Genomic DNA, 21,808 nt, shown 5'->3' with positions numbered 1-21,808 from the left:
GAATTTTCACCGCACTTTTGTCTTTTTATTTTGTTTTGCTTGATTTATCTTCGGGTAAAATCAAATTCAATAGCAAGGCTAATAAGGATCCTACGGTAATCCCTGAACCAAAAATTTCTTTAAAGAAAGTTGGTAGTTTATCAAGTAATTCTGGACGGGTTGTTACAGCTAGACCACAACCAATCGAAATAGCAATAATTAAACCGTTGCGTTTGCTACGTTCAATGTTATCTAGCATTTGAATACCTGCCGCAATAATCATAGCAAACATCATTAATCCTGCACCACCTAATACAGGTAATGGAATGGATACGATCAATGCGCCAAAAACAGGGAATAATCCTGCTAAGACTAATAATCCACCGGTAAGAGCCACGACATAACGGCTGGCGACACCTGTCAGGGTAATCACTCCGATATTTTGTGAGAAAGAGGAAAATGGCGTAGTTGACATGATTGCAGCTAGAGCAGAACCTAAACCATCACAAAGTATGCCACCACGCAAGTGTTTCCCCGTGATTTCTGTTTGAGTAGCATTACCTAATGCAAGAAAGTTACCGTTACTTTCAACGATTGTTACTAAATATGCAATCGCCATGCCAATAATTCCAGTAATTGGGAAAGATAAGCCAAAATGTAAGGGTTGTGGTAAAGCAAAGGCTTGAGCTTCTTTAACCCCAGTAAAATCAATCCAGCCGAGTGCAAGACAAAGAACATAGCCAGTCATCATACCGATTACGATTGCAGCTGCAGAGAAAATTCCTGTCCCCCATTGTACTAATGCTACGACAATAACTAATACAAAGGTTGCCATCATCAGATTTTCAGGGGCAGCATAATTGGCATCCGTACGTTGACCACCTGCAAACCAGTCCACTGCGACAGAAATCAAACTTAAACCTATCATCATTACTACAGTGCCAGTGACCACTGGTGGGAATAATTTACGAATGTGTGGCATAAAGAAACTGCCAGCAATCATGACTAATGCTCCCACTAATGAGGAGCCAAGAATACCAGCAACACCATGTTCACTAAAACCTACCGCAAGTGCCGCTGACACAAAAGTAAAACTTGTTCCCATTACACTAGGTAAGCGAATACCGATCGGACCTAATCCACGGCACTGAATAATGGTAACAATGCCTGAAACTAACAGGGCAGCATTCACTAAAATAATGGTATCTGGGGTTGGTAATTTTAATACATTACCGATCACCAAAGGTACAGCTATAATTCCCCCCAAAGCGGCAAGTAAATGCTGTGCAGCTAATAATAAACTTAACCCAAAAGGTGGTTTATCTTCTACTGCGTAAAGTAGGTTATTATTCATAATGATTCCTTAACTAAAAAATAGGCACGCATTATACAGCAAACGTTTGCGTTTTGTTAGAAAAAAGTGCGGTGAAAAATATAAAAATTTTCACCGCACTTCGAGTTTTTTTATCTAAATAATACTCCGCATCTTGTCTATAAAGCTACGGAGTATTAAGGTTACTTCGGTATATTTTAGGTGAGGAAGCGTTCCGTTAGTACGGCGTTCCTTACCATTGATATCCTACGCTGGCTGCAGCACCAGTGTCGCCACGGGTATTGCTATTAACAGAGAATTTAATCCCGATTTTACCATTATCTGATAAACGAGAATAACCTACTGCTACTGCACCTTCGCCTTTATAAACACCAGCACCTGCAGCGACCATTGATTTACCTGGTAAGGTTACGTGATATAAGTTACCTGCAGCCATTGCTCCAGCAATACCAGCTCTAAGGTTTTTATCTACTTTATTAATGCTGCTGTTGATATGGTTAGCCATATTACGTACTTGGCTTACATTAACCGCATCATTATCCGCTTGACCAGCCGCTACATTAGTAATACGAGTAGGAGAAACACCATCATCACCAGTAACACTAATTGCATTACCATAATTATCGGTAGTTGTACCTATTTTCGCTGAATTACCTTTTGTTCCAACAGTCACGCTATCAAAGGTCGGAGTCATTGAAGTCGCAATGGCAATATTTTTACCATCTTGCGTAATTGCAATGTTATTACCCGCTTTCACGCTGACGGTATCGCCCATAGCTACTTTAGTTGTAGAGTTTCCAGTAACTGTACCTGTAGAACCATCAACCTTACTAGTTGTTACATTCCAACCCTTAGCAACCTCTTGTCCAAGGTTAGTTACGTTTTGGTTGGTTGCATACAACTGGCTACCATTTACAGCATCTTTGCTATCTGCAGAAATTGAACCATTTGCAACATTAGCCACTTGATGATTACCTGCATTGATACCACTATTTTTGCTGATAGTTACATCACCAACGGTTACTTTATCAAAGTCCACATCAGATGCTGTGGCGACCGTATAAACAGTTTGACCATTTTTACCAGTTGTAGTGCTGACATTCACGTTATTACCTGCTTCCACTTCTGTTTTCGCAGCTTTTACATTTTGTTCAACTTGATAAATCTGAGCACCGTTAATAGCATCGGTACTGGTTGCAGAAATATCGCCAGCTAATACACCAGTCAATTTCTTATTACCAGCATCAATACCTGCTTGTGTAACACTTGGACCGCCAGCAATAGTTAAACCATTATCGGTTACAGTCGTATTACCAACAGTTAAGCCATTATTATCAACGGTGGTGTTACCAATCTTCATTGAACCATTAGCACCTAAATCTACAGTGTTATTTAATGAAACATTGAGATTAGAACCATCGTGAGTTACATTGATATTTTTATCACCATTGAAAGTAACAGTACTATTTGGTGCAACATTAGTTGTTGTTGTGTTACCACTAGTATTAAAATTCCAACCAGCATTAGCTGTGGCATTGACTGCATTTAACTGACTCATATTGACTGCATCAGTATCTGCTACGCCTGCACCAACGTTACTAATCACATTACCGCCATTATCCAAACCGTTATCAGTTAAACTCACAGGGTTTTTACCAGCAACATTTGATGTAATAGTAAAGCCATTACCATCAAGAACCGATTGGCTATTGCCTGAGATAAAGGTGGCGTTTGTTAATTCTCGTAACTCTTTCGCCATTTTGATGACTAACGCATTATCTACCACATCAACCCGTAAGTTTTGATCAGTTACATTGGCTGTTTGCGATAAATTACCTTTAATGGTTAGGGTTTCATTGAGTTTTTTACCTACGGTAACGTTAGTATCATCACCAGTGAAGAATAAACCATCATTTAAGGTTGCAACTTCTTCTGGCATACCATCTGATTTGGTATAAGTAATACGAGTTTTGCTGTCGCCATTCAGACCATCATTACCAGCAAGACCTTTTGCACCATCGGTAACAGTGATAGAAGCACTTGTACCATCTTTGCCAATGATACCAATAGTACCGTTGGTACCGTCTAAGCCGATTGAACCAGGTAATCCATCAGAACCGATAGACACTGTGGCATTTTCTGCATCAAGGGTAATTGTATCATCGCCGTCTTTATCTTTGACATTAACTATGCCTGCAACACCGTCTTTGCTACCGATAGTTACATTATTACCTAAGCCAATTTCTAAGCCATCTGAAGCTGTATTAGCTGTAACCGTAATACCATCTTTGCCATTTAGAGCAATAGTTTTACCGAGATCTTGTGTAACTTTATCACCTTTATCATCGGTTAAACCAAAACCACCACCAGCTGATGCGTTAGTAACATTATTAATGACCGTTTGAAGATCACCAATATTGGCTACATTTTTCAATGTGTCGCCAGAAGCATCTTTAAGCACTGTACCACCTAAACCGCTTGATACATTTGTGATTTGTTTATTACCCGCTTGAATACCATTGTTAGTAACACTTGGACCATTAGTAATGGTCAATCCTGTAGAATTTAACAGCGTATCACCCATGGTTACACTACCATCACTGGTTAAGTTTAGATCTTTCGCCAATTTCACCATTAATGTGTTGTTGGTATTATCAGATACCACACCTAAGTTATTATCACTTAGTTTGGACTCATCCGTTATACCGCCTTTCACATTAGTTTGTTCACCTAATTTACGAGTGAAGTTTGTACCTATATCACCACCATACACCGTACCTTTATTAATCGTAGCTGTATTGTTAGCAATATTCTGGGTATTGTTTGTCACATTTTGGTTAGTAGCGAACAACTGTGAACCATTGACTGCTTCAGTTGAAGTGGCATTAAGTGTACCGTTAGTTACACCTGAAATAGTTCCATTATTGTTAATAGTTGTGCTATTAACTTTTAATGAACCGTCAGTACCTAAATTGACATCTTTATTTAAGGATACAGTCAAATCTGAACCGTTATGAGTTACATTGATATTGCTATCGCCTTTAAAGGTTACAGTACTATTCGGTGTAACATTAGAAGCGGTTGCATTACCACTAGTATTAAAATTCCAACCTGCGTTAGCTGTGGCATTAACAGCATCTAATTGGTTTTTATTTACTGCGTCTGTACCATTAGTACCGTTGGCGACATGAGTAATTGTCTGATTACCATTATCCAAACCGCTGGTAGTTAGGTTTACAGTACTCGTACCATTAGTTACGGTTAAACCCTCTTTAGTCAACGTAACAAGACCATCGGTTGTCTTGGTTGTATCACCTAAAGTCACGTTAGTGAAAGTTACATTATCAGCAGTAGCAATCGTAATATTATTCGTTGCTTGAGTAAGATTAACATTTTTGCCCGCAATGAATGAAATGGTTTCACCCATATTGATTTGTTCAGTGCTATTGCCAGATACAGCACCGCCATTGGCTGAAGTGGTTAAATTCCATCCTTTAGCAATTTCGGCGGTATTATTGGACACATTACTAGATACATTGCTAATATTTTGGTTAGTTGCATATAACTGTGAACCATTTACTGCATCTTTAGAATTTGCATCTACTGCACCGTCAGTTACGTTAGTAATTTTCGTATTAGCGGCATCAATACCTGATTTAGTTATGCTCGGACCGTTGTTAATGGTTAAACCATTATCATTAATTGATGTATCACCAAATGTTGCACTAGTTAAGCCAGTTAAGTTTTTGGCTAAATTAAAGGTAACATTGTCATTTGAACTATCTTTGCTAATAACGATATTATTATCGGTATTATTTAAGCTCACCGTTTCATTTGGTGTTACTGTTGATTCGTTGGTACCATTTGCTTGTAATTTCCAACCAGCGTTAGCAGTGGTCGTTACCGCATCTAACTGAGCTTTATTTACAGCATCTGTATCATTTACCCCAGCAGCTACGTTAGTAATGGTTTTATTACCGTTATCCAAACCGTTCTCAGTTAAACTTATGGTATCTGTACCATTAGTAATGGTTACACCGTCTTTATTGATTACAGTTTTATCCGTATCGCTACCAAATGTTGCACTGGTTAAATTGGTTAATTCTTTCGCCAATTTCACCATTAATGTGTTGTTGGTATTATCAGATACCACACCTAAGTTATTATCACTTAGTTTGGATTCTTCCGTTATACCGCCTTTCACATTAGTTTGTTCCCCTAATTGACGAGTGAAACTTGTACCTGTATCACCGCCATATACCGTACCTTTAGCGATTTCATTAGCATTGTTGGTCACATTTTGGTTAGTAGCAAACAACTGTGAACCATTGACTGCTTCAGTTGAAGTGGCATTAAGTGTACCGTTGGTTACACCTGAAATTGTTCCGTTACTATTAATAGTTGTGCTATTAACCTTTAATGAACCGCTAGTGCCTAAATCTACAGTATTATTCAATGAAACATTGAGAGTAGAACCATTGTGAGTGACATTGATATTGCTATCGCCATTAAAAGTGACAGTATTATTTGGTGCAACATTAGTTTTTGTTACGTTACCACTAGTATTAAAATTCCAACCTGCGTTAGCTGTGGCATTGACCGCTTTTAACTGATCAAAGTTAACTGCATCTGTACCATTTGTACCGTTGGCGACATGAGTAATCGTATTATTACCGTTATCCAAACCGTTCACTGTTAGACTTGTCGTATTTGTACCATTGGTTACAGTGATTCCATCTCCTGTTACAGTCGAATTATTAGTCGAATTAGTAAATACAGCAGAGGTTAGATTAGTTAAGTTAGATAATAAATCTAAACTAATTACACCGTTATCCATTTTAACTTTAATATTACCAGCCGCAGTTGCTGCATTAGCATCTGCACCACCATTAATGGTAATGGTGTCACCCAATTTACGATTAAATTCAGTGCTGGTATCTGTAGTATTGAAAGTCAATCCCTTACTTACAGTGGTATTTAAGTTAGTTACATTTTGGTTAGTCGCATATAATTGTGAACCATTTACCGCATCTTTAGAAGTTGCATTTACTGCACCGTCAGTTACGTTAGTAATTTTCGTATTCGCAGCATCAATACCTGATTTAGTGACATTCGGACCGTCTTTAATGGTTAAGCCATCATTATTAATTGATGTATCACCAAATGTTGCACTAGTTAAGCCAGTTAAGTCTTTGGCTAAATTGAAAGTAACATTGTCGTCCGTAGTTTCTTTACTAATAACAATATTCTTATCGGTATTATTTAAACTCACGGTATCATTTGGTGCTACTGTTGATTCGTTGGTACCATTTGCTTGTAATTTCCAACCAGCGTTAGCTGTGGTAGTTACTGCATCTAACTGAGCTTTATTTACAGCATCTGTATCATTTACCCCAGCAGCTACGTTAGTAATAGTTTTATTACCGTTATCCAAACCGTTCTCAGTTAAACTTATGGTGTCTGTACCATTAGTAATGGTTACACCGTCTTTATTGATTACAGTTTTATCAGTAGTATCATTACCAAATGTTGCACTGGTTAAATTGGTTAATTCTTTCGCCAATTTCACCATTAATGTGTTGGTACCATCGGATACCACGCCTAAGTTATTATCAGTTAAAGCTGTTGTATCGGATATACCACCTTTCACATTCGCTTGTTCCCCTAATTTAAGGGTAAATGCGTTACCAATATCGCCACCATACATCGTACCTTTATTAATCGTAGCTGTATTGTTAGCAATATTTTGGGTATTGTTTGCCACATTTTGGTTAGTAGCAAACAACTGTGACCCATTTACGGCTTCAGTTGAAGTGGTAGAAAGAGTGCCGTTGGTTACACCAGAAATCGTTCCGTTACTATTAATAGTTGTGCTATTAACCTTTAATGAACCGCTAGTACCTAAATCTACCGTGTTATTTAATGAAACATTAAGAGTAGAACCATTGTGAGTTACATTAACATTTTTATCGCCATTAAAAGTGACGGTACTACTTGGTGCTACATTAGAAGTAGTTACATTACCACTGGTATTAAAGTTCCAACCAGCGTGAGCTGTAGCATTAACAGCATCTAATTGGTTTTTATTTACTGCATCTGTACCATTAGTACCATTAGCAACATGAGTAATCGTCTGATTACCATTATCTAATCCTTTCTCGGTTAAGCTAACAGTCGTTGTGCCGTTGGTAATGTTTAATCCATTATCATTGATTGTGCTATTACCCACAGTCACAGATCCAGCATTGGTTAAATTTAATGTATTATTTAAATTAACTTGGATTTTACCATTAGCTACAGAGGTATTAATATTATCGTTACCACCAATCACCTCAACTTTTTCGCCTAATGCTTTAGTGATCTCTTGACCATCTTGGGCTTTTAAACCAAAACCTTTGGCAATTTCAGTGGCATTTTTGGTAATATTTTGCGTATTATTTGCAATATCGCCCGTATTTTTAGTAATGTTATTGGTGTTGTTAGTAATGTTATTAGTATTGTTGGTAATATTATTGGCATTATTAGTAATATTTTGAGCATTATTACTAATATTTTGCGTATTGTTTGTTACGGTATCTTTAAAAGATTGAGCAATATCTACCGTGATATTTTGACCATTTACCGTGGTATTAACATAATTTGGCGTACCTACAATATTAAAATGCGTACTGGTATTATTAATAGTTGCATTCGTACCTTTATCAGCACCTACAGTAAAACTTTGTAAAGCTGAATCCGCTTTACTTAATGATGCGTTTACTTCGTCAGCTAATTTAAAGCTCACTTTGCCATTTTCTGCCGTGGTTACGATTTGTTGCTCGGTACCTGCAAAGGTTACTGTGTCGGTCAATTTATTTGAACCACTGGTACTATTGTCACCAGCATAGTTTAACTTAACATTATCCACATAATCTTTATTGGCAGCATCAGTCCCAGCGATTGGTGTGGCAACATTGGTTATATTCTTATTACCTGCATTTACCCCTGATTTAGTGATACTTGGACCAGCAGTAATAGTTAAACCATCACTATTAATCAATGTTCCACCAAATGTTGCGGAAGTAAATGTCGGTGTCATGGAAGTTGCAATAGAGATCTTTTTGTCACTTTGCGTAATATTGATATTTTGACCCGCATCAATAGTAACAGTATCTCCCATCTGAACATTTTTTGAATCATTACCTGAAACGCTACCACCAGTGGATTGCGAAGTTGTTATATTCCAACCTTTATTTACAGTCGCATTGGCAGCGTTTGCAGTCGTATTAGCTGCATTTGCGGTAGTATTTGCTGTATTCGCAGTATTATTCGCTGTATTCGCAGTATTATTCGCTGTATTCGCAGTGGTATTCACCGCATCTAACTGACCTTTATTCACTGCATCTGTAGCATTTACTCCATCCGCTACGTTAGTAATGGTTTTACTACCTGCATTTATCCCTGATTTGGTTATACTTGGACCACCAACAATAGTTAAACCGTCATTCTGAATTAAAGTATCCCCAAATTTTGCAGAAGTAAATGTTGGTGTCATTGAGGTTGCAATAGAGATCTTTTGACCATTTTGGGTAATATTGATGTTTTGACCTGCATCAATCGTGACATTCTCACCCATTTGAACATTTTCATCGGTGGTATTTGTTGCAGAACCATCTGATGCAGAAGTTGTAATATTCCAACCTTTATTTACGGTGGCATTGGCTATATTTGCCGTAGTGTTTGCTGCATTTGCGGTAGTGTTCGCAGTATTCGCAGTGCCATTCGCTGTATTTGCGGTAGTGTTCGCAGTATTCGCAGTGCCATTCGCTGTATTTGCGGTAGTATTTGCCGTATTTGCGGTAGTGTTCGCAGTATTCGCAGTACCATTAGCGGTATTCGCAGTAGTATTTGCTGCATTAGCCGTAGTATTAACCACTTCTAACTGACCTTTATTTACTGCATCGGAATTATTTACCCCATTAGCTAAGTTAGTAATGGTTTTATTACCCGCATTTATCCCTGATGTGGTAACACTCGGACCATTGGTAATAGTTAGCCCATCACTATTAATTGTTGTTCCACCAAATGTTGCAGAGGTAAATGTTGGTGTCATTGAAGTTGCAATAGAGATCTTTTGACCAGCTTGGGTAATATTGATGTTTTGACCTGCATCAATAGTAACTGTTTCACCCATTTGAACATTTTTATTTTCAGTGCCTGAAACGCTACCACCAGTTGATGCAGAAGTTGTAATATTCCAACCTTTATTTACAGTCGCATTGGCAGCGTTGGCAGTTGTATTTGCTGCATTTGCAGTAGTGTTCGCCGTATTTGCAGTGGTGTTGGCTGTATTCGCAGTACCATTAGCTGTATTTGCAGTAGTATTCGCTGCATTAGCCGTAGTATTAACCACTTCTAACTGACCTTTATTTACTGCATCGGAATTATTTACCCCATTAGCTAAGTTAGTAATGGTTTTATTACCTGCATTTATCCCTGATGTGGTAACACTCGGACCATTGGTAATAGTTAGCCCATCACTATTAATTGTTGTTCCACCAAATGTTGCAGAGGTAAATGTTGGTGTCATTGAGGTTGCAATAGAGATATTTTGACCATTTTGGGTAATATTGATATTTTGACCTGCATCAATCGTAACAGTTTCACCCATTTGAACATTTTCATTTGTAGTACTCGTTGCAGAACCTTTGGATTGAGAAGTTGTAATATTCCAACCTTTGTTTACGGTGGCATTGGCTATATTTGCCGTAGTGTTTGCTGCATTTGCGGTAGTATTCGCTGTATTTGCGGTAGTGTTCGCAGTATTCGCAGTGCCATTCGCTGTATTTGCGGTAGTATTTGCCGTATTTGCGGTAGTGTTCGCCGTATTCGCAGTAGTATTCGCTGCATTAGCCGTAGTATTAACCACTTCTAACTGACCTTTATTTACTGCATCGGAATTATTTACCCCATTAGCTAAGTTAGTAATGGTTTTATTACTAGCATTTATCCCTGATGTGGTGATACTCGGACCATTGGTAATAGTTAACCCATCACTATTAATTGTTGTTCCACCAAATGTTGCAGAGGTAAATGTTGGTGTCATTGAGGTTGCAATAGAGATCTTTTGACCACTTTGGGTAATATTGATGTTTTGACCTGCATCAATCGTGACATTCTCACCCATTTGAACATTTTCATCGGTGGTATTTGTTGCAGAACCATCTGATGCAGAAGTTGTAATATTCCAACCTTTATTTACGGTGGCATTGGCTATATTTGCCGTAGTGTTTGCTGCATTTGCGGTAGTATTCGCTGTATTTGCGGTAGTATTTGCTGTATTGGCAGTTTTATTTGCTACATTTGCAGTGTTATTTGCTGTATTCGCAGTGCCATTAGCGTTATTTGCAGTGGTGTTCGCTGTGTTTGCAGTAGTATTTGCCACATTTGCAGTACCATTGGCGGTATTTGCAGTGGTATTCGCCATGTTTGCGGTCGTATTCGCAGTATTCGCAGTACCATTCGCTGTATTTGCGGTAGTATTCGCTAGATTTGCAGTAGTATTTGCTTTATTCGCAGTAGCATTCGCAGCGTGTGCAGTGGTATTTGCGGTTACGATGGTATCTTTTGTAGTTTGGTTTAAATCGATTGCATAAGAAATGTTATAACCAGTAACTTTTTCCGTTACATTTACATAAGTAGAGCCTGCTGTTGCCGTAGTATTATAGGCATTAACGGTATAAGTCGTTCCTGTTGTTGTACTACTTGAAGCAACATTTGTATTAGCCCCTGCCACAACAGTCGGTATTTTTTTGCTTAACGTATCAGCGACTACATATAACTGAGAACCATTGATCGCATCTGTGGAAGTCGCAGAGATTTCACCTGCTGCCACATTTTTGATTTGACGCTCATTTCCAGATGATCCAACACTCACATACCCTTTGGCTTGACTACCAACACCAGCAAAAGTGCTATAGGTTATCGTATTAATAGTTGCTGAATTAGTCGAGTTTACAGTTTCAGTGCCACTTGAACCATTACCTAAAATTACTGAATTTGGGTCCATTGCAGAACTGACATTATTACCCACTACGAAAGTATTATCTGCACCAGCTTTAATTGTATTGCTATTACCCAACGAGTAAGAGTTGTTCGCATTAACCGTTGTCGAACCACCAATCGCACCAGACATTTTACCTGTAACATTATCACCAGTACCAATAGCAATAGAGTCATTTGCTGAGGCTTTTGTATCTAAACCAATAGCCGTGGCATTAGTACCATCAGTTTGAGCTAATGAACCAATTGCGGTAGAATTTTCACCAAATGAATTTGCTTTATAACCAATAGCGGTAGAATGGGTATCACGAGCTCGAGCAAATGCACCAACAGCAGTTGCCTCGATGGCGGTAGTTGAAGTACTAGAATTAGGTATTTCTGCACCATTATCACCCGCAGTAGCATATACCCCAATCGCAGTAGAACCATTACTTAATGCTTGACCATGTACCCCGACTACAACTGAACCTACTCCTGATGATACTGGAGTACGGTAGTTAGAATAGCTATTAGTATCATCTTTAGGCATATAACCAATAGCTAGACCGAGAGTATTATAGCTATAAGGATCAATAATTGACGGATTGTTCTTGTTGTAACCAGTATCATCACCACCAATCACAATAGACCCAAAACCTGTTGCAGCGGCATTATTACCAATAGCACTCGATTGTGTTCCAAGAGCTAGTGCCTTATCACCTAAGGCAACTGATTGATTTCCATTGGCGACTGAAAACGCACCAATAGCGACAGCACCTTGGCTACGATCTCCCTTATCGGTTATATTTGCGGTTGCATTTGCACCGATAGCAATACTACCTGGTCCAATGGCTGTTGAAGCATTACCAATAGCTATACTATCTGCCCCTTTAGTGGTTGAACCATTATTGGTTGCATTATTAGATGATGAAGTTGCACCAATCGCAATACTTGTCGCCGATGCAGTTTGAATCGTAGAAAATAGCGGAATTGCCACCGCACTTAATTGAAAACAAATACTCAATAACGAAGACAATTTACTTTGTTGATTGACAACAGAAGATTTTGCTTTGCCTTGGCTTGAGGCAAGTTCAGAAACAACCACAAAAGACTGTGTTACTTTGCTCCAGATAACTTTATAAATTTTGTTCATATTGAACCTTACATATTGGTGTTGATAAAACTCATTCAGATTATATAGATAGATAATATCTCCATAATATTCGCTATCTATATAATCTAAACCGATTTCAATCTTCTATTTTCCTCTTTATGTTAAAGGTATTTTTGCTAGAAGATCGGGTAACTTTATGTTGTGTATGTAATTTAGGATTGGCGAATTTTAATACTAAGTTGTATAATAGTCAAGTCAAGTCAAGTCAAGTCAAGTCAAATAGGGCTTTAGCCTTATTTTGCATCTTTTAATAACCGCTGATATTCTTTAGATTGATTTAATAAAATTTTGGCTGCCATTTTTAAATTATTAATGTCGTCAGTTGGTAAGTAAAAACTGGTCGGCAAATTTAACATCCGTTGGCGAAACTCCGCTTGGCTATCAGGTAAATCACGTAAATTCAAGCTAATAAAATAGATACCAGCTTTATCACCTTTTATCTTGGCTAATTCTTCATTACGAGCATCGACCACCGCACGGAAACGGTTTAAACTGGTTTGTGAAGTTTGATCAATCGGCACATCAATAACCGCAGTGGCCTGATCGGAAAAACTAGGTATTTCAGCGGTTTTATCAATTTCAGTGCTAATTTGGTTTTGAGCATTGACGCTAATGATAATAATCCGTTTGATATTACTGCTTTGTAATCGTTTACGAATGGCACTTTCAGGTGCGACTTCTTGAGTTTCTAATAAACTCTTAATCCCTAAATTATCGGTCAACCCACCGTCTAATAAATGAATATAAGGACGTTCTTGGCTGTTGGCATATTGCTGTAACTGGCGAATATATTGCTGACGTGATTCATTTTGCAAACTGTTAGGATCTGCATCTAAACTATCTTGTAACTCTTTAGACAGCTTATATTGACAATTACCACCATTATTATTCAAGGTAAGTGGTGAAAAGACTAAAGGCACCGCACTTGATGCCGCCACGGCTCGAGCAAGGGGCAATTTGGATAAATCAAGACACATAGTATCAAACTGTTCTTGGGTAAAATCTAGTCTGCGACCGATAGACATATCGGTCGCACTAATCACCGCAAAAGGTCCGTTACGTTTTGTGGCTAAATCGCCAAAGGTTTTATTACCAAATAAGGTAATTTCAAACTGTTCTTGCAACAAATCACCACGCCCAAATTCAGGGGATAACAATCTCGGCATATTGGCAAAAGAAAGCGTTTGATTGACCATTAATTTTTGGAAATTTTGTTTTAAGAATTTTTTCTCAAAATTCGGAATCGTTTCCTTGCCATACAATGAATAATAAATAGCAAGTATTGATCCACCCGAAACACCATAGACCATATCCACATTATCAATTAAATTAGTTGGTTTTCCGTCTAAAGTAATTGGATGATTATTTAACTCTTCTAAAACACCATAACCAAAAGCCGCGGCGCGAGTGCCACCACCAGAGAACATAATAGCGACAATGGTTTGATCATTAAATTTCTCTTGCATGACTTGTTGAAGACGATAACCCTTTAATGGATCCACCTTATCAATAGTCGCAAGGGGTTGATATTGCACCGCATTACAAGCGGTTAAAAATAAAGTTGCACCAATCAGAGCCAATTTATGCAGTGATTTCATTAGATTATTTTCCTTTTCTTTTCGTTAAAAAAACAAACTTTCCGAAGTATATCAGAAAGTTTGTTTTTTATAATGTTTTATCAAGGGAGCTTAAACAATCGCTTCAATGCCTTTTTGTTGCACTAAAGTTAATAATTTTAAGGCAGCCCCTTTCGGCGTTCTAGTACCACGTTCCCAAGCCGCAACGATATTTTTGCTGACATTTAAATGATGAGCGAATGCGGTTTGGGAAAAGCCTTCTTTTTCTCGGATTTTCATGATCTCATTGCTAGAAAGTGTTTGAGGTTGTTCTGCTACAAGACAACGCTCATCAAATTCTTTCATCACTTTTTCATCAACCAAGCCATGTTCATATAGATCCGCAATATGTTCGTGGATTTGTTGATCTATTATGTTATTGTATTTCATCGTTCTTTCCCTTATTGGTAAAAATCTCAATCAAACTTTTCTGTTTGATATGCAGTTCTACAATCTCATGCTCTTCCTTGTACATTTTAGCCATTTTCTTTAAGTTGTCTAAAGTTTCTTGGGAGATATTCTCAAGATCATTTTTCTCAAAAATAGACACAAAAAAGCAATTTCCCCGAATTTTGTAGAATATCAATGATCGATACCCCGAGGATTTCCCTTGTCCTTGTTTAGCAATGCGTTGTTTAATCACATTGCCACCAAGATTGGCATCAATCAAGCCTTTTTCTGCCCGAATAACGGCATCGATCAATAAACTGTCGTCAATTCTGTTTTTATCTGCAAAAGCAGCAAAGGATTTGGTTTTAAATAGTCGCATAAATTATCTGTCATCTTTCTCGTGAGTGCAATAGGATTTTCACGATAAAAGAACCGTATCATTTTGCCTACAATAGATTGTGGATTTTGGAATGGGGATCACAAAATTAGCAGTTACATTGTTTCTCAGCAGCATTAATATGGTTTTTATAACTTTTTTATATAACTAACAGCAAAAGATTATTTCTTTTCTATACCGCCTTTCTTATATGATCTAGTCAGATTTATTTTTCTATTAACCTAACCGAATTTTATCCTGTGGGGGGGCTAGCTATGAGCAATGAACAAAAACCAAAACTTTCCGATAACGAACGTTTAAAAGACCAAAGTGACTATTTACACGGTACAATTTCCAATGATTTAGGTGAACAAATTACTGGCGGTTTTAAGGGGGATAACTTCCAACTGATCCGCTTTCACGGTATGTATGAACAGGACGACCGTGATATTCGTGCCGAACGTTTAGAACAAAAACTTGAGCCGAATAAAAATGTGATGTTACGTTGCCGTTTACCAGGGGGGATTATTTCACCGAAACAATGGCTTGGTATCGACCAGTTCGCCACGGAACATACCAGTTATGGTTCGATTCGGATTACCAACCGTCAAACTTTCCAATATCATGGTGTGCTGAAAACGAATATCAAACCTATGCACCAGTGGTTACATCAATTAGGCTTAGATTCTATTGCCACAGCGGCGGACGTAAACCGTAATGTACTTTGTACTTCCAATCCTGTGGAAAGCAAATTACACGCCGAAGCCTATCGATGGGCGACTAAAATCAGTGAGCATTTATTACCTAAAACCACAGCTTATGCGGATATTTGGCTAGATGGTGAAAAAGTATTAAGCACCGAAACCCAACCTAAAGTGCCAGTAGTTGAAAAAGCCAATAGTGGTGATAAAACCGAGCCAGTATTAGGTAAAAATTATTTACCGCGTAAATTTAAAACCGCGGTGGTTATTCCTCCCCATAATGATGTGGATTTACATGCGAATGATATGAATTTTGTGGCGATTGGTGAAAATGGCAAATTGATTGGCTTTAATGTATTAGTGGGTGGTGGTTTGTCGATGGAACATGGCAATACCAAAACTTATCCGAATACTGCCTATGAATTTGGTTTTGTCGGCTTAGACAAAGTGCTGGATTGTGCAGCTTCTATTGTGTCAGTACAACGAGATTGGGGGAATCGGGCGGATCGTAAAAATGCACGTACTCGTTATACCTTACAAAATCATGGGGTAGAGAATTTTATTCATGAAGTGGAAAATCGCATGGAAAGTAAATTCGAGCCGATTAAACCCTATGAATTTACTTCACGTGGCGACCGTATCGGTTGGGTGCAAGGGGAAGATAAAAAGTGGCATTTGACTTTGTTTATTGAGAATGGTCGTTTGCTGGATTATCCTGATCGTCCGTTAAAAACGGGCGTGCGTGAAATTGCTAAAATTCATAAAGGGGATTTCCGTTTAACCGCTAACCAAAATTTGATTGTGGCAAATGTATCTGCTCGAGATAAAGCGAAAATTGAACAAATTGCCCGTGAGCATAAACTGATCGATGAAAGAACGACTAAACAACGTGAAAATAGTATGGCTTGTGTATCCTTGCCAACTTGTCCATTAGCCATGGCAGAAGCAGAACGTTTTTTACCGCCATTTACCGATAAAATTGATGTACTGTTTGCCAAACATGGTTTGAGTGATGAGCATATTGTGTTACGAGTAACAGGCTGTCCAAATGGTTGTGGACGAGCAATGTTGGCGGAAATCGGTTTAGTCGGCAAAGCTATCGGACGTTATAACTTACATGTTGGCGGTAATTTACAAGGTACCAGAATCCCCCGTTTATTTAAGGAAAATATCACCGAAGATGAAATTCTAACCATTATTGACGGTTGGTTAGCGGATTGGGTGCAAAATCGTCAAGCAAAAGAAGGTTTTGGTGATTTCGCCATTCGGACGGGAATTGTGAAACCTGTGGTAAATGCACCAGTAGATTTCTGGGACGCCAGTAAAGTTGTTACATTGCAAGCAGCATAAAAGGGGACTACGATGAATTATTTTCCATTTTTTGCTGAACTGAAAAATCGTCCTGTGTTAGTTGTCGGGGGCGGCTCGGTAGCATTACGTAAAATTGAAGCGTTATTAAAAGCTAACGCCAGTATCAAAGTGGTGGCAGAACGGCTAAATAGTGCGGTGCAAAATCTGAAAGATTTAGGCAAAATTGAGCATATTGCCAGCCATTTTGCCGAAGAACAGCTTGATCGCGTGTATTTAGTCATCGCCGCTACCGATGATGTAGGATTGAATAAACGTATTTTTAATGCGGCGGAACAACGTTGTCGTTTAGTCAATGTGGTGGACGAACAGGAACATTGTAACTTTATTTTTCCGTCTATTATTGACCGTAGTCCAGTGCAAATTGCTATTTCCAGTGGTGGAACGGCACCTGTATTAATTCGTTTATTACGAGAAAAATTAGAAGCCTTATTACCGAAAAATATTGGTGCCATGGCAACCATTGCCCAACGTTTTCGTTCGCAAGTGAAACAACGTTTTCCACATATCACCCAACGTCGCCGTTTTTGGGAACAACTGTTCCAATCGGCAGATTTCCAACGTTTAACCGATAATCAGCAAATTCAGCCAGCAGAAACCTTGTTGCAACAATCATTAAGCCGTGAATTAACTCGGGTAGGTGAAGTGTCTTTAGTGGGAGCTGGACCAGGGGACAGTGGCTTATTAACTTTAAAAGGATTACAACGTATTCAACAGGCAGATATTGTGCTTTATGATGCCTTGGTATCAGAACAAGTGCTAGATTTAGTTCGCCGTGATGCGGAAAAAATTTCGGTGGGGAAACGTGCGGGCAGCCACAGTGTGCAACAGGAAGAAACCAATCGCTTATTAGTGAAATATGCCAAACAAGGCAAGCGTGTCGTGCGTTTAAAAGGTGGCGATCCTTTTGTGTTTGGTCGTGGTGGGGAAGAATTAGAAGTGTTAAAAGCGGAAAATATTCCGTTTGAAGTCGTGCCAGGGATTACTGCGGCATTAGGTGCAACTGCTTATGCAGGGATTCCATTAACCCACCGTAATTACGCCCAAACCACCATGTTTATTACGGGACATACCAAACCTGATGGCAAAAATCTGACGTGGCAAACCTTGGCACAAGGTAATCAAACCCTTGCAGTCTATATGGGAACCATTAAAGCGGCGGATTTGGCAGAAAATCTGCAAATTCATGGGCGTTCGCCTGATACGCCAGTAGCCGTCATTAGTCACGGCACCTTACCAACACAACAGATCTTTGCAGGAAAATTAGCAGACTTAGCGAAACTGGCAGAAAATGCACCCTCACCTGCCTTAATTGTGATTGGTGAAACGGTCGCATTACAACCAGAATTGGCTTGGTTTGGTCAGCAAGCCCAGCAATTTGTCGGCTCTGCAACCGCTTTTAAATTAGATGATATTGTGGCATTACCGCCTGAAAAATTGGCAGCATAACGAATAAGAGATGTATTATGAATATTATTCCTAACGAAATCATTCAACAATTACAAAATTTATCACCAACACAATTCGCTTGGTTATCAGGTTATTGTTGGGCAAAAACTGAAAATAATAACGTGGCAACCACCGCCGTAGAAAATATAACGGCAGCCATTGCACCAACGGTCAAACCTTTATCGATTAGCGTATTATCCGCTTCACAAACAGGTAATACTCGCAAAATTGCGAATCTATTGGTGGAACGGTTACAAGCTCAAAATTTATCGGTAAAACAGATTAATATTGGCGATTATAAAACCAAAAATTTAGCCGAAGAAGATGTCGTATTGTTGCTCACTTCTACCCAAGGTGAGGGCGAACCACCAGAAGAAGCGGTGAGTTTACATAAATTCCTGTTTGGCAAAAAAGCCCCTAAATTAGACAGCGTCAGATTTGCTGTGCTGGGGTTAGGTGATAGCAGTTACGAACATTTCTGTGGTGCCGCTGTGGAGTTTGATCAGCGTTTGGCGGAATTAGGGGCAAGTCGTTTGTTAGATCGTCAAGACTGCGATTTGGACTATCAAGCCACCGCAGAAGGCTGGATTGATCGTATTGTGCCAGTTTTGCTTCAATTAAATCAAACATCGCAGAGTAGTAGCACCACTGCTGTGCCAAGTGTCACAGCAAGTGCAACGCCGACATCTGTTTATAATAAAGAAAATCCATTTCCAGCTACTCTAGTCACCCGACAAAAAATTACAGGCAGAAATTCAGATAAAGATGTTCGCCATATTGAATTTGATTTAAGTGGTTCTGGCTTAAGCTACCAAGCGGGTGATGCTTTAGGGGTGTGGGCAAATAATGATCCTGCCTTAGTTGATGAAATTCTGACCGCGTTAGCTTTAACAGGTGATGAAACCGTGGTTATCAAACAGCAAAATAAAGCCTTACGCCAAGCCTTAATTGAAGATTTAGAAATCACCCAAAATACACCGCAGTTTGTAAAAGGTTATGCGGAATTTGCTCAACTGCCAGAAAGTGCGGTGCAAAATCCACAAGTTTTTGCAAGCCAACACCCGATTGTGCATTTGCTTAATCATTTTCCTGCAAAATTAACCGCTGAACAATTTGTGGCGTTATTGCGACCACTCACGCCACGTCTTTATTCCATTGCTTCCAGTCAAGCGGAAGTGGGCGATGAAGTGCATTTAACTGTGGGCGTAGTGCGTTATCAAGATGAAGATCACGAGCGGCAAGGTTGTGCTTCCCATTATCTGGCGGAACGTGCCGAAGAAGATGGAGCAGTCGGGATTTTCGTGGAGCAGAATAATAATTTTAGATTGCCAGAAAATAGTGAAACCCCGATTATTATGATTGGTGCGGGTACGGGCATTGCACCGTTCCGAGCCTTTGTACAACAGCGTGCAGCCGATGAAGCCACGGGGAAAAACTGGTTAATCTTTGGTAATCCGCATTTTAGTGAAGATTTCTTATATCAAACCGAATGGCAAACCTTTGCTAAAGACGGTTATTTACATAAATACAGCTTTGCTTGGTCAAGAGATCAAGACGAGAAAATTTATGTACAAGATAAAATTCGTGAAAATGCTGCGGATATTTGGCAATGGTTGCAAAATGGCTCACATATTTATGTGTGCGGTGATGCCAATAAAATGGCAAAAGATGTGGAAAAAGCCTTGCTTGATGTGATTGCCGCACAAGGCAAATTAAGTGTTGAAGATGCAGATGAATATTTAGATGAATTGCGTCAAGCAAAACGCTATCAGCGAGATGTTTATTAATAGGAGCATAATGATGACTGATAAACAAAATGCCTTACGTTGGTTTAGAAAAGAAGATGGCTGGGCGATTATTATTAGCCTTGGTTTTTTATTCGTTGCAAGCCTTTTCTATTTAATTGGTTTAAATAGTATTTTACCTTACTTTGCAGTTTCTGTGCCATCGTGGGTAAATATGGAACAATTAGTAGATAAACTTCCAGCTAAAATTCCAGCTTTCTTGCTATTATATTTTTTACTTGCAGGCAGTTTAACATTAGGTGCCAAGCAATTAGGTTATAATAGTAAAACCTTTTTAAAGGGATTTAGTTTATTGTATGTTTTGGCGGTGTTAATTTTAATTATTAGTGCCAATAAAACATTAAAATCATGGCAATTAGAAAGTCCTTTAGTGGCATTGTTTATTGGTTTGATGTTAGGTAATTTTTTAAAATTACCGCAATGGTTTCAAGAAGCATTACGCACAGAATATTATGTCAAAACAGGTATTATCCTAATGGGGGCAACCTTACCATTTACGATTATTCTCAAAGCAGGTGGTGCCGCTATTGGACAAGCCTTAATTGTTTCCTTTGTTACATTTGGCAGCATTTATTGGGCAGCGGTAAAATTGGGTTTAGATAGACGTTTTGCCGCCTGTTTAGGTGCTGGTGGATCAATTTGTGGGGTATCTGGAGCGATTGCCATTGGGGGAGCTTGTCGAGCTAAACAGGAACATGTTTCAGTATCCATTTCTCTGGTTGTGGTTTGGGCGGTGGCAATGATCTTTATTTTACCTGTTTTATGTAATGCACTTGGTTTGCCTGCGGGTGTTGCTGGTGCGTGGATTGGTACATCGGAATTTGCTGATGCCGCTGGTTTCGCCGCAGCAGAAGCGATTGGACACGAAGCTGCCACACAGGCATTCACCTTAATGAAAGTGATCGGGCGTGATATGTTTGTGGGGGTATGGGCATTTTTAGTGGCAATTTTGTCTGTTACCGTCTGGGAACGAAAAACATCTTCTGAAAGTGAGCGAGTAGATGCCGCTGAAATTTGGCGTCGTTTTCCGAAATTTATTATCGGCTTTTTTGTTGCTTCTCTATTAACCACGCTATTCATTTCGGTTTTACCCGATGCACAATCCACAGGTTATAGTAAAGAAGTATTATCAACCTTAAAAAATCTGCGTGGTTGGTTCTTTACTTTGACATTCTTGAGTATCGGCTTAACCACCCGTTTTCGTGATTTAGCCGCAGTTGGAATAAAACCAATTTTAGCCTTTAGTTTTGGGGTGGCAATCAATTTACCATTGGGATATTGGTTATCTAATCATGTTTTTGTTTCTTTCTGGACAAGTCTATAAGGAACTAGATATGAGTATGGTTAATTTCAAAACGAGTATTAAAAGCAGCTTACCATTTCAACACATTAGAAATCAGGCATTATTACAATTTTTGCAAAGTAACAATTATGCTATTGCATATAATGCTGATAAGTGGCAGGCTTGTAGCTATAGTATTGAAGCTGAACAAGCAAAACAACAACTTCGCCAGCAAGGTTTTTTGGATAATGAATTTCAGATTTCCTTAGAATATCAACGAAGTTGGGGGTTTTTATAACAAACCAAAATGAAGCG

The 21,808-nt window shown here is 38.8% G+C and carries 10 protein-coding genes; 5 read left to right on the top strand and 5 right to left on the bottom strand.

All coding sequences use genetic code 11. From position 1 onward, the window contains the following. Positions 1-25: 25 nt before the first annotated feature. The 5 genes from O1Q81_RS08860 to O1Q81_RS08840 form a co-directional block, all read right to left on the bottom strand. Positions 26-1,333 (bottom strand): nucleobase:cation symporter-2 family protein, encoded by a 1,308-nt coding sequence (locus tag O1Q81_RS08860; RefSeq protein ID WP_386687101.1) that lies wholly within the window; start codon positions 1,331-1,333, stop codon positions 26-28. A 211-nt stretch (positions 1,334-1,544) separates the two neighbouring features. Further along, complete coding sequence (locus O1Q81_RS08855) at positions 1,545-12,485, bottom strand: ESPR-type extended signal peptide-containing protein (protein WP_386697167.1); 10,941 nt, start codon at positions 12,483-12,485, stop codon at positions 1,545-1,547. A gap of 254 nt (positions 12,486-12,739) precedes the next feature. Beyond that, positions 12,740-14,104, bottom strand: a complete 1,365-nt coding sequence (locus O1Q81_RS08850) for a patatin-like phospholipase family protein (RefSeq protein ID WP_386697165.1) — start codon at positions 14,102-14,104, stop codon at positions 12,740-12,742. A 90-nt stretch (positions 14,105-14,194) separates the two neighbouring features. Further along, positions 14,195-14,512 (bottom strand): helix-turn-helix domain-containing protein, encoded by a 318-nt coding sequence (locus O1Q81_RS08845; protein WP_386697163.1) that lies wholly within the window; start codon positions 14,510-14,512, stop codon positions 14,195-14,197. Next, the gene (locus O1Q81_RS08840) at positions 14,499-14,891 is read right to left on the bottom strand and encodes a type II toxin-antitoxin system RelE/ParE family toxin (RefSeq protein WP_386697161.1); all 393 of its coding nucleotides are present in this window, start codon (positions 14,889-14,891) and stop codon (positions 14,499-14,501) included. Before O1Q81_RS08840 ends, O1Q81_RS08845 begins: the two co-directional genes overlap by 14 nt. A gap of 272 nt (positions 14,892-15,163) precedes the next feature. Between O1Q81_RS08840 and cysI the strand changes: the two genes are divergently transcribed. The 5 genes from cysI to O1Q81_RS08815 are packed head-to-tail and all read left to right on the top strand — an operon-like array spanning position 15,164 to position 21,791. Then, positions 15,164-16,939 (top strand): assimilatory sulfite reductase (NADPH) hemoprotein subunit, encoded by a 1,776-nt coding sequence (gene cysI / locus O1Q81_RS08835; RefSeq protein WP_386697158.1) that lies wholly within the window; start codon positions 15,164-15,166, stop codon positions 16,937-16,939. Between the two features lie 12 nt (positions 16,940-16,951). Beyond that, positions 16,952-18,406, top strand: coding sequence for a siroheme synthase CysG (gene cysG / locus O1Q81_RS08830; protein WP_386697155.1), 1,455 nt, complete (start codon positions 16,952-16,954; stop codon positions 18,404-18,406). Positions 18,407-18,423: 17 nt separating this feature from the next. After that, complete coding sequence (locus tag O1Q81_RS08825; RefSeq protein WP_386697154.1) at positions 18,424-20,193, top strand: assimilatory sulfite reductase (NADPH) flavoprotein subunit; 1,770 nt, start codon at positions 18,424-18,426, stop codon at positions 20,191-20,193. A gap of 10 nt (positions 20,194-20,203) precedes the next feature. Beyond that, complete coding sequence (locus O1Q81_RS08820; RefSeq protein ID WP_386697151.1) at positions 20,204-21,535, top strand: YeiH family protein; 1,332 nt, start codon at positions 20,204-20,206, stop codon at positions 21,533-21,535. A 10-nt stretch (positions 21,536-21,545) separates the two neighbouring features. Continuing rightward, on the top strand, positions 21,546-21,791 hold the full coding sequence (locus O1Q81_RS08815; RefSeq protein WP_386687083.1) for a hypothetical protein: 246 nt from the start codon (positions 21,546-21,548) through the stop codon (positions 21,789-21,791). The last annotated feature ends 17 nt before the right edge of the window (positions 21,792-21,808 follow it).

The sequence above is a fragment of the Lonepinella sp. MS14436 genome, assembly GCF_042470565.1.
Classification (GTDB): Bacteria; Pseudomonadota; Gammaproteobacteria; order Enterobacterales; family Pasteurellaceae; genus Lonepinella.
Note: the sequence above shows the minus strand (reverse complement) of the source record. Positions and strands in the feature narration are given on the sequence as shown.

Bases quoted from the DNA above. Each gene is read 5' to 3' on its own strand.
- O1Q81_RS08860 (WP_386687101.1), bottom strand. From the start codon at position 1,333: ATGAATAATAACCTACTTTACGCAGTAGAAGATAAACCACCTTTTGGG.
- O1Q81_RS08855 (WP_386697167.1), bottom strand. From the start codon at position 12,485: ATGAACAAAATTTATAAAGTTATCTGGAGCAAAGTAACACAGTCTTTT.
- O1Q81_RS08850 (WP_386697165.1), bottom strand. From the start codon at position 14,104: ATGAAATCACTGCATAAATTGGCTCTGATTGGTGCAACTTTATTTTTA.
- O1Q81_RS08845 (WP_386697163.1), bottom strand. From the start codon at position 14,512: ATGAAATACAATAACATAATAGATCAACAAATCCACGAACATATTGCG.
- O1Q81_RS08840 (WP_386697161.1), bottom strand. From the start codon at position 14,891: ATGCGACTATTTAAAACCAAATCCTTTGCTGCTTTTGCAGATAAAAAC.
- cysI (WP_386697158.1), top strand. From the start codon at position 15,164: ATGAGCAATGAACAAAAACCAAAACTTTCCGATAACGAACGTTTAAAA.
- cysG (WP_386697155.1), top strand. From the start codon at position 16,952: ATGAATTATTTTCCATTTTTTGCTGAACTGAAAAATCGTCCTGTGTTA.
- O1Q81_RS08825 (WP_386697154.1), top strand. From the start codon at position 18,424: ATGAATATTATTCCTAACGAAATCATTCAACAATTACAAAATTTATCA.
- O1Q81_RS08820 (WP_386697151.1), top strand. From the start codon at position 20,204: ATGATGACTGATAAACAAAATGCCTTACGTTGGTTTAGAAAAGAAGAT.
- O1Q81_RS08815 (WP_386687083.1), top strand. From the start codon at position 21,546: ATGAGTATGGTTAATTTCAAAACGAGTATTAAAAGCAGCTTACCATTT.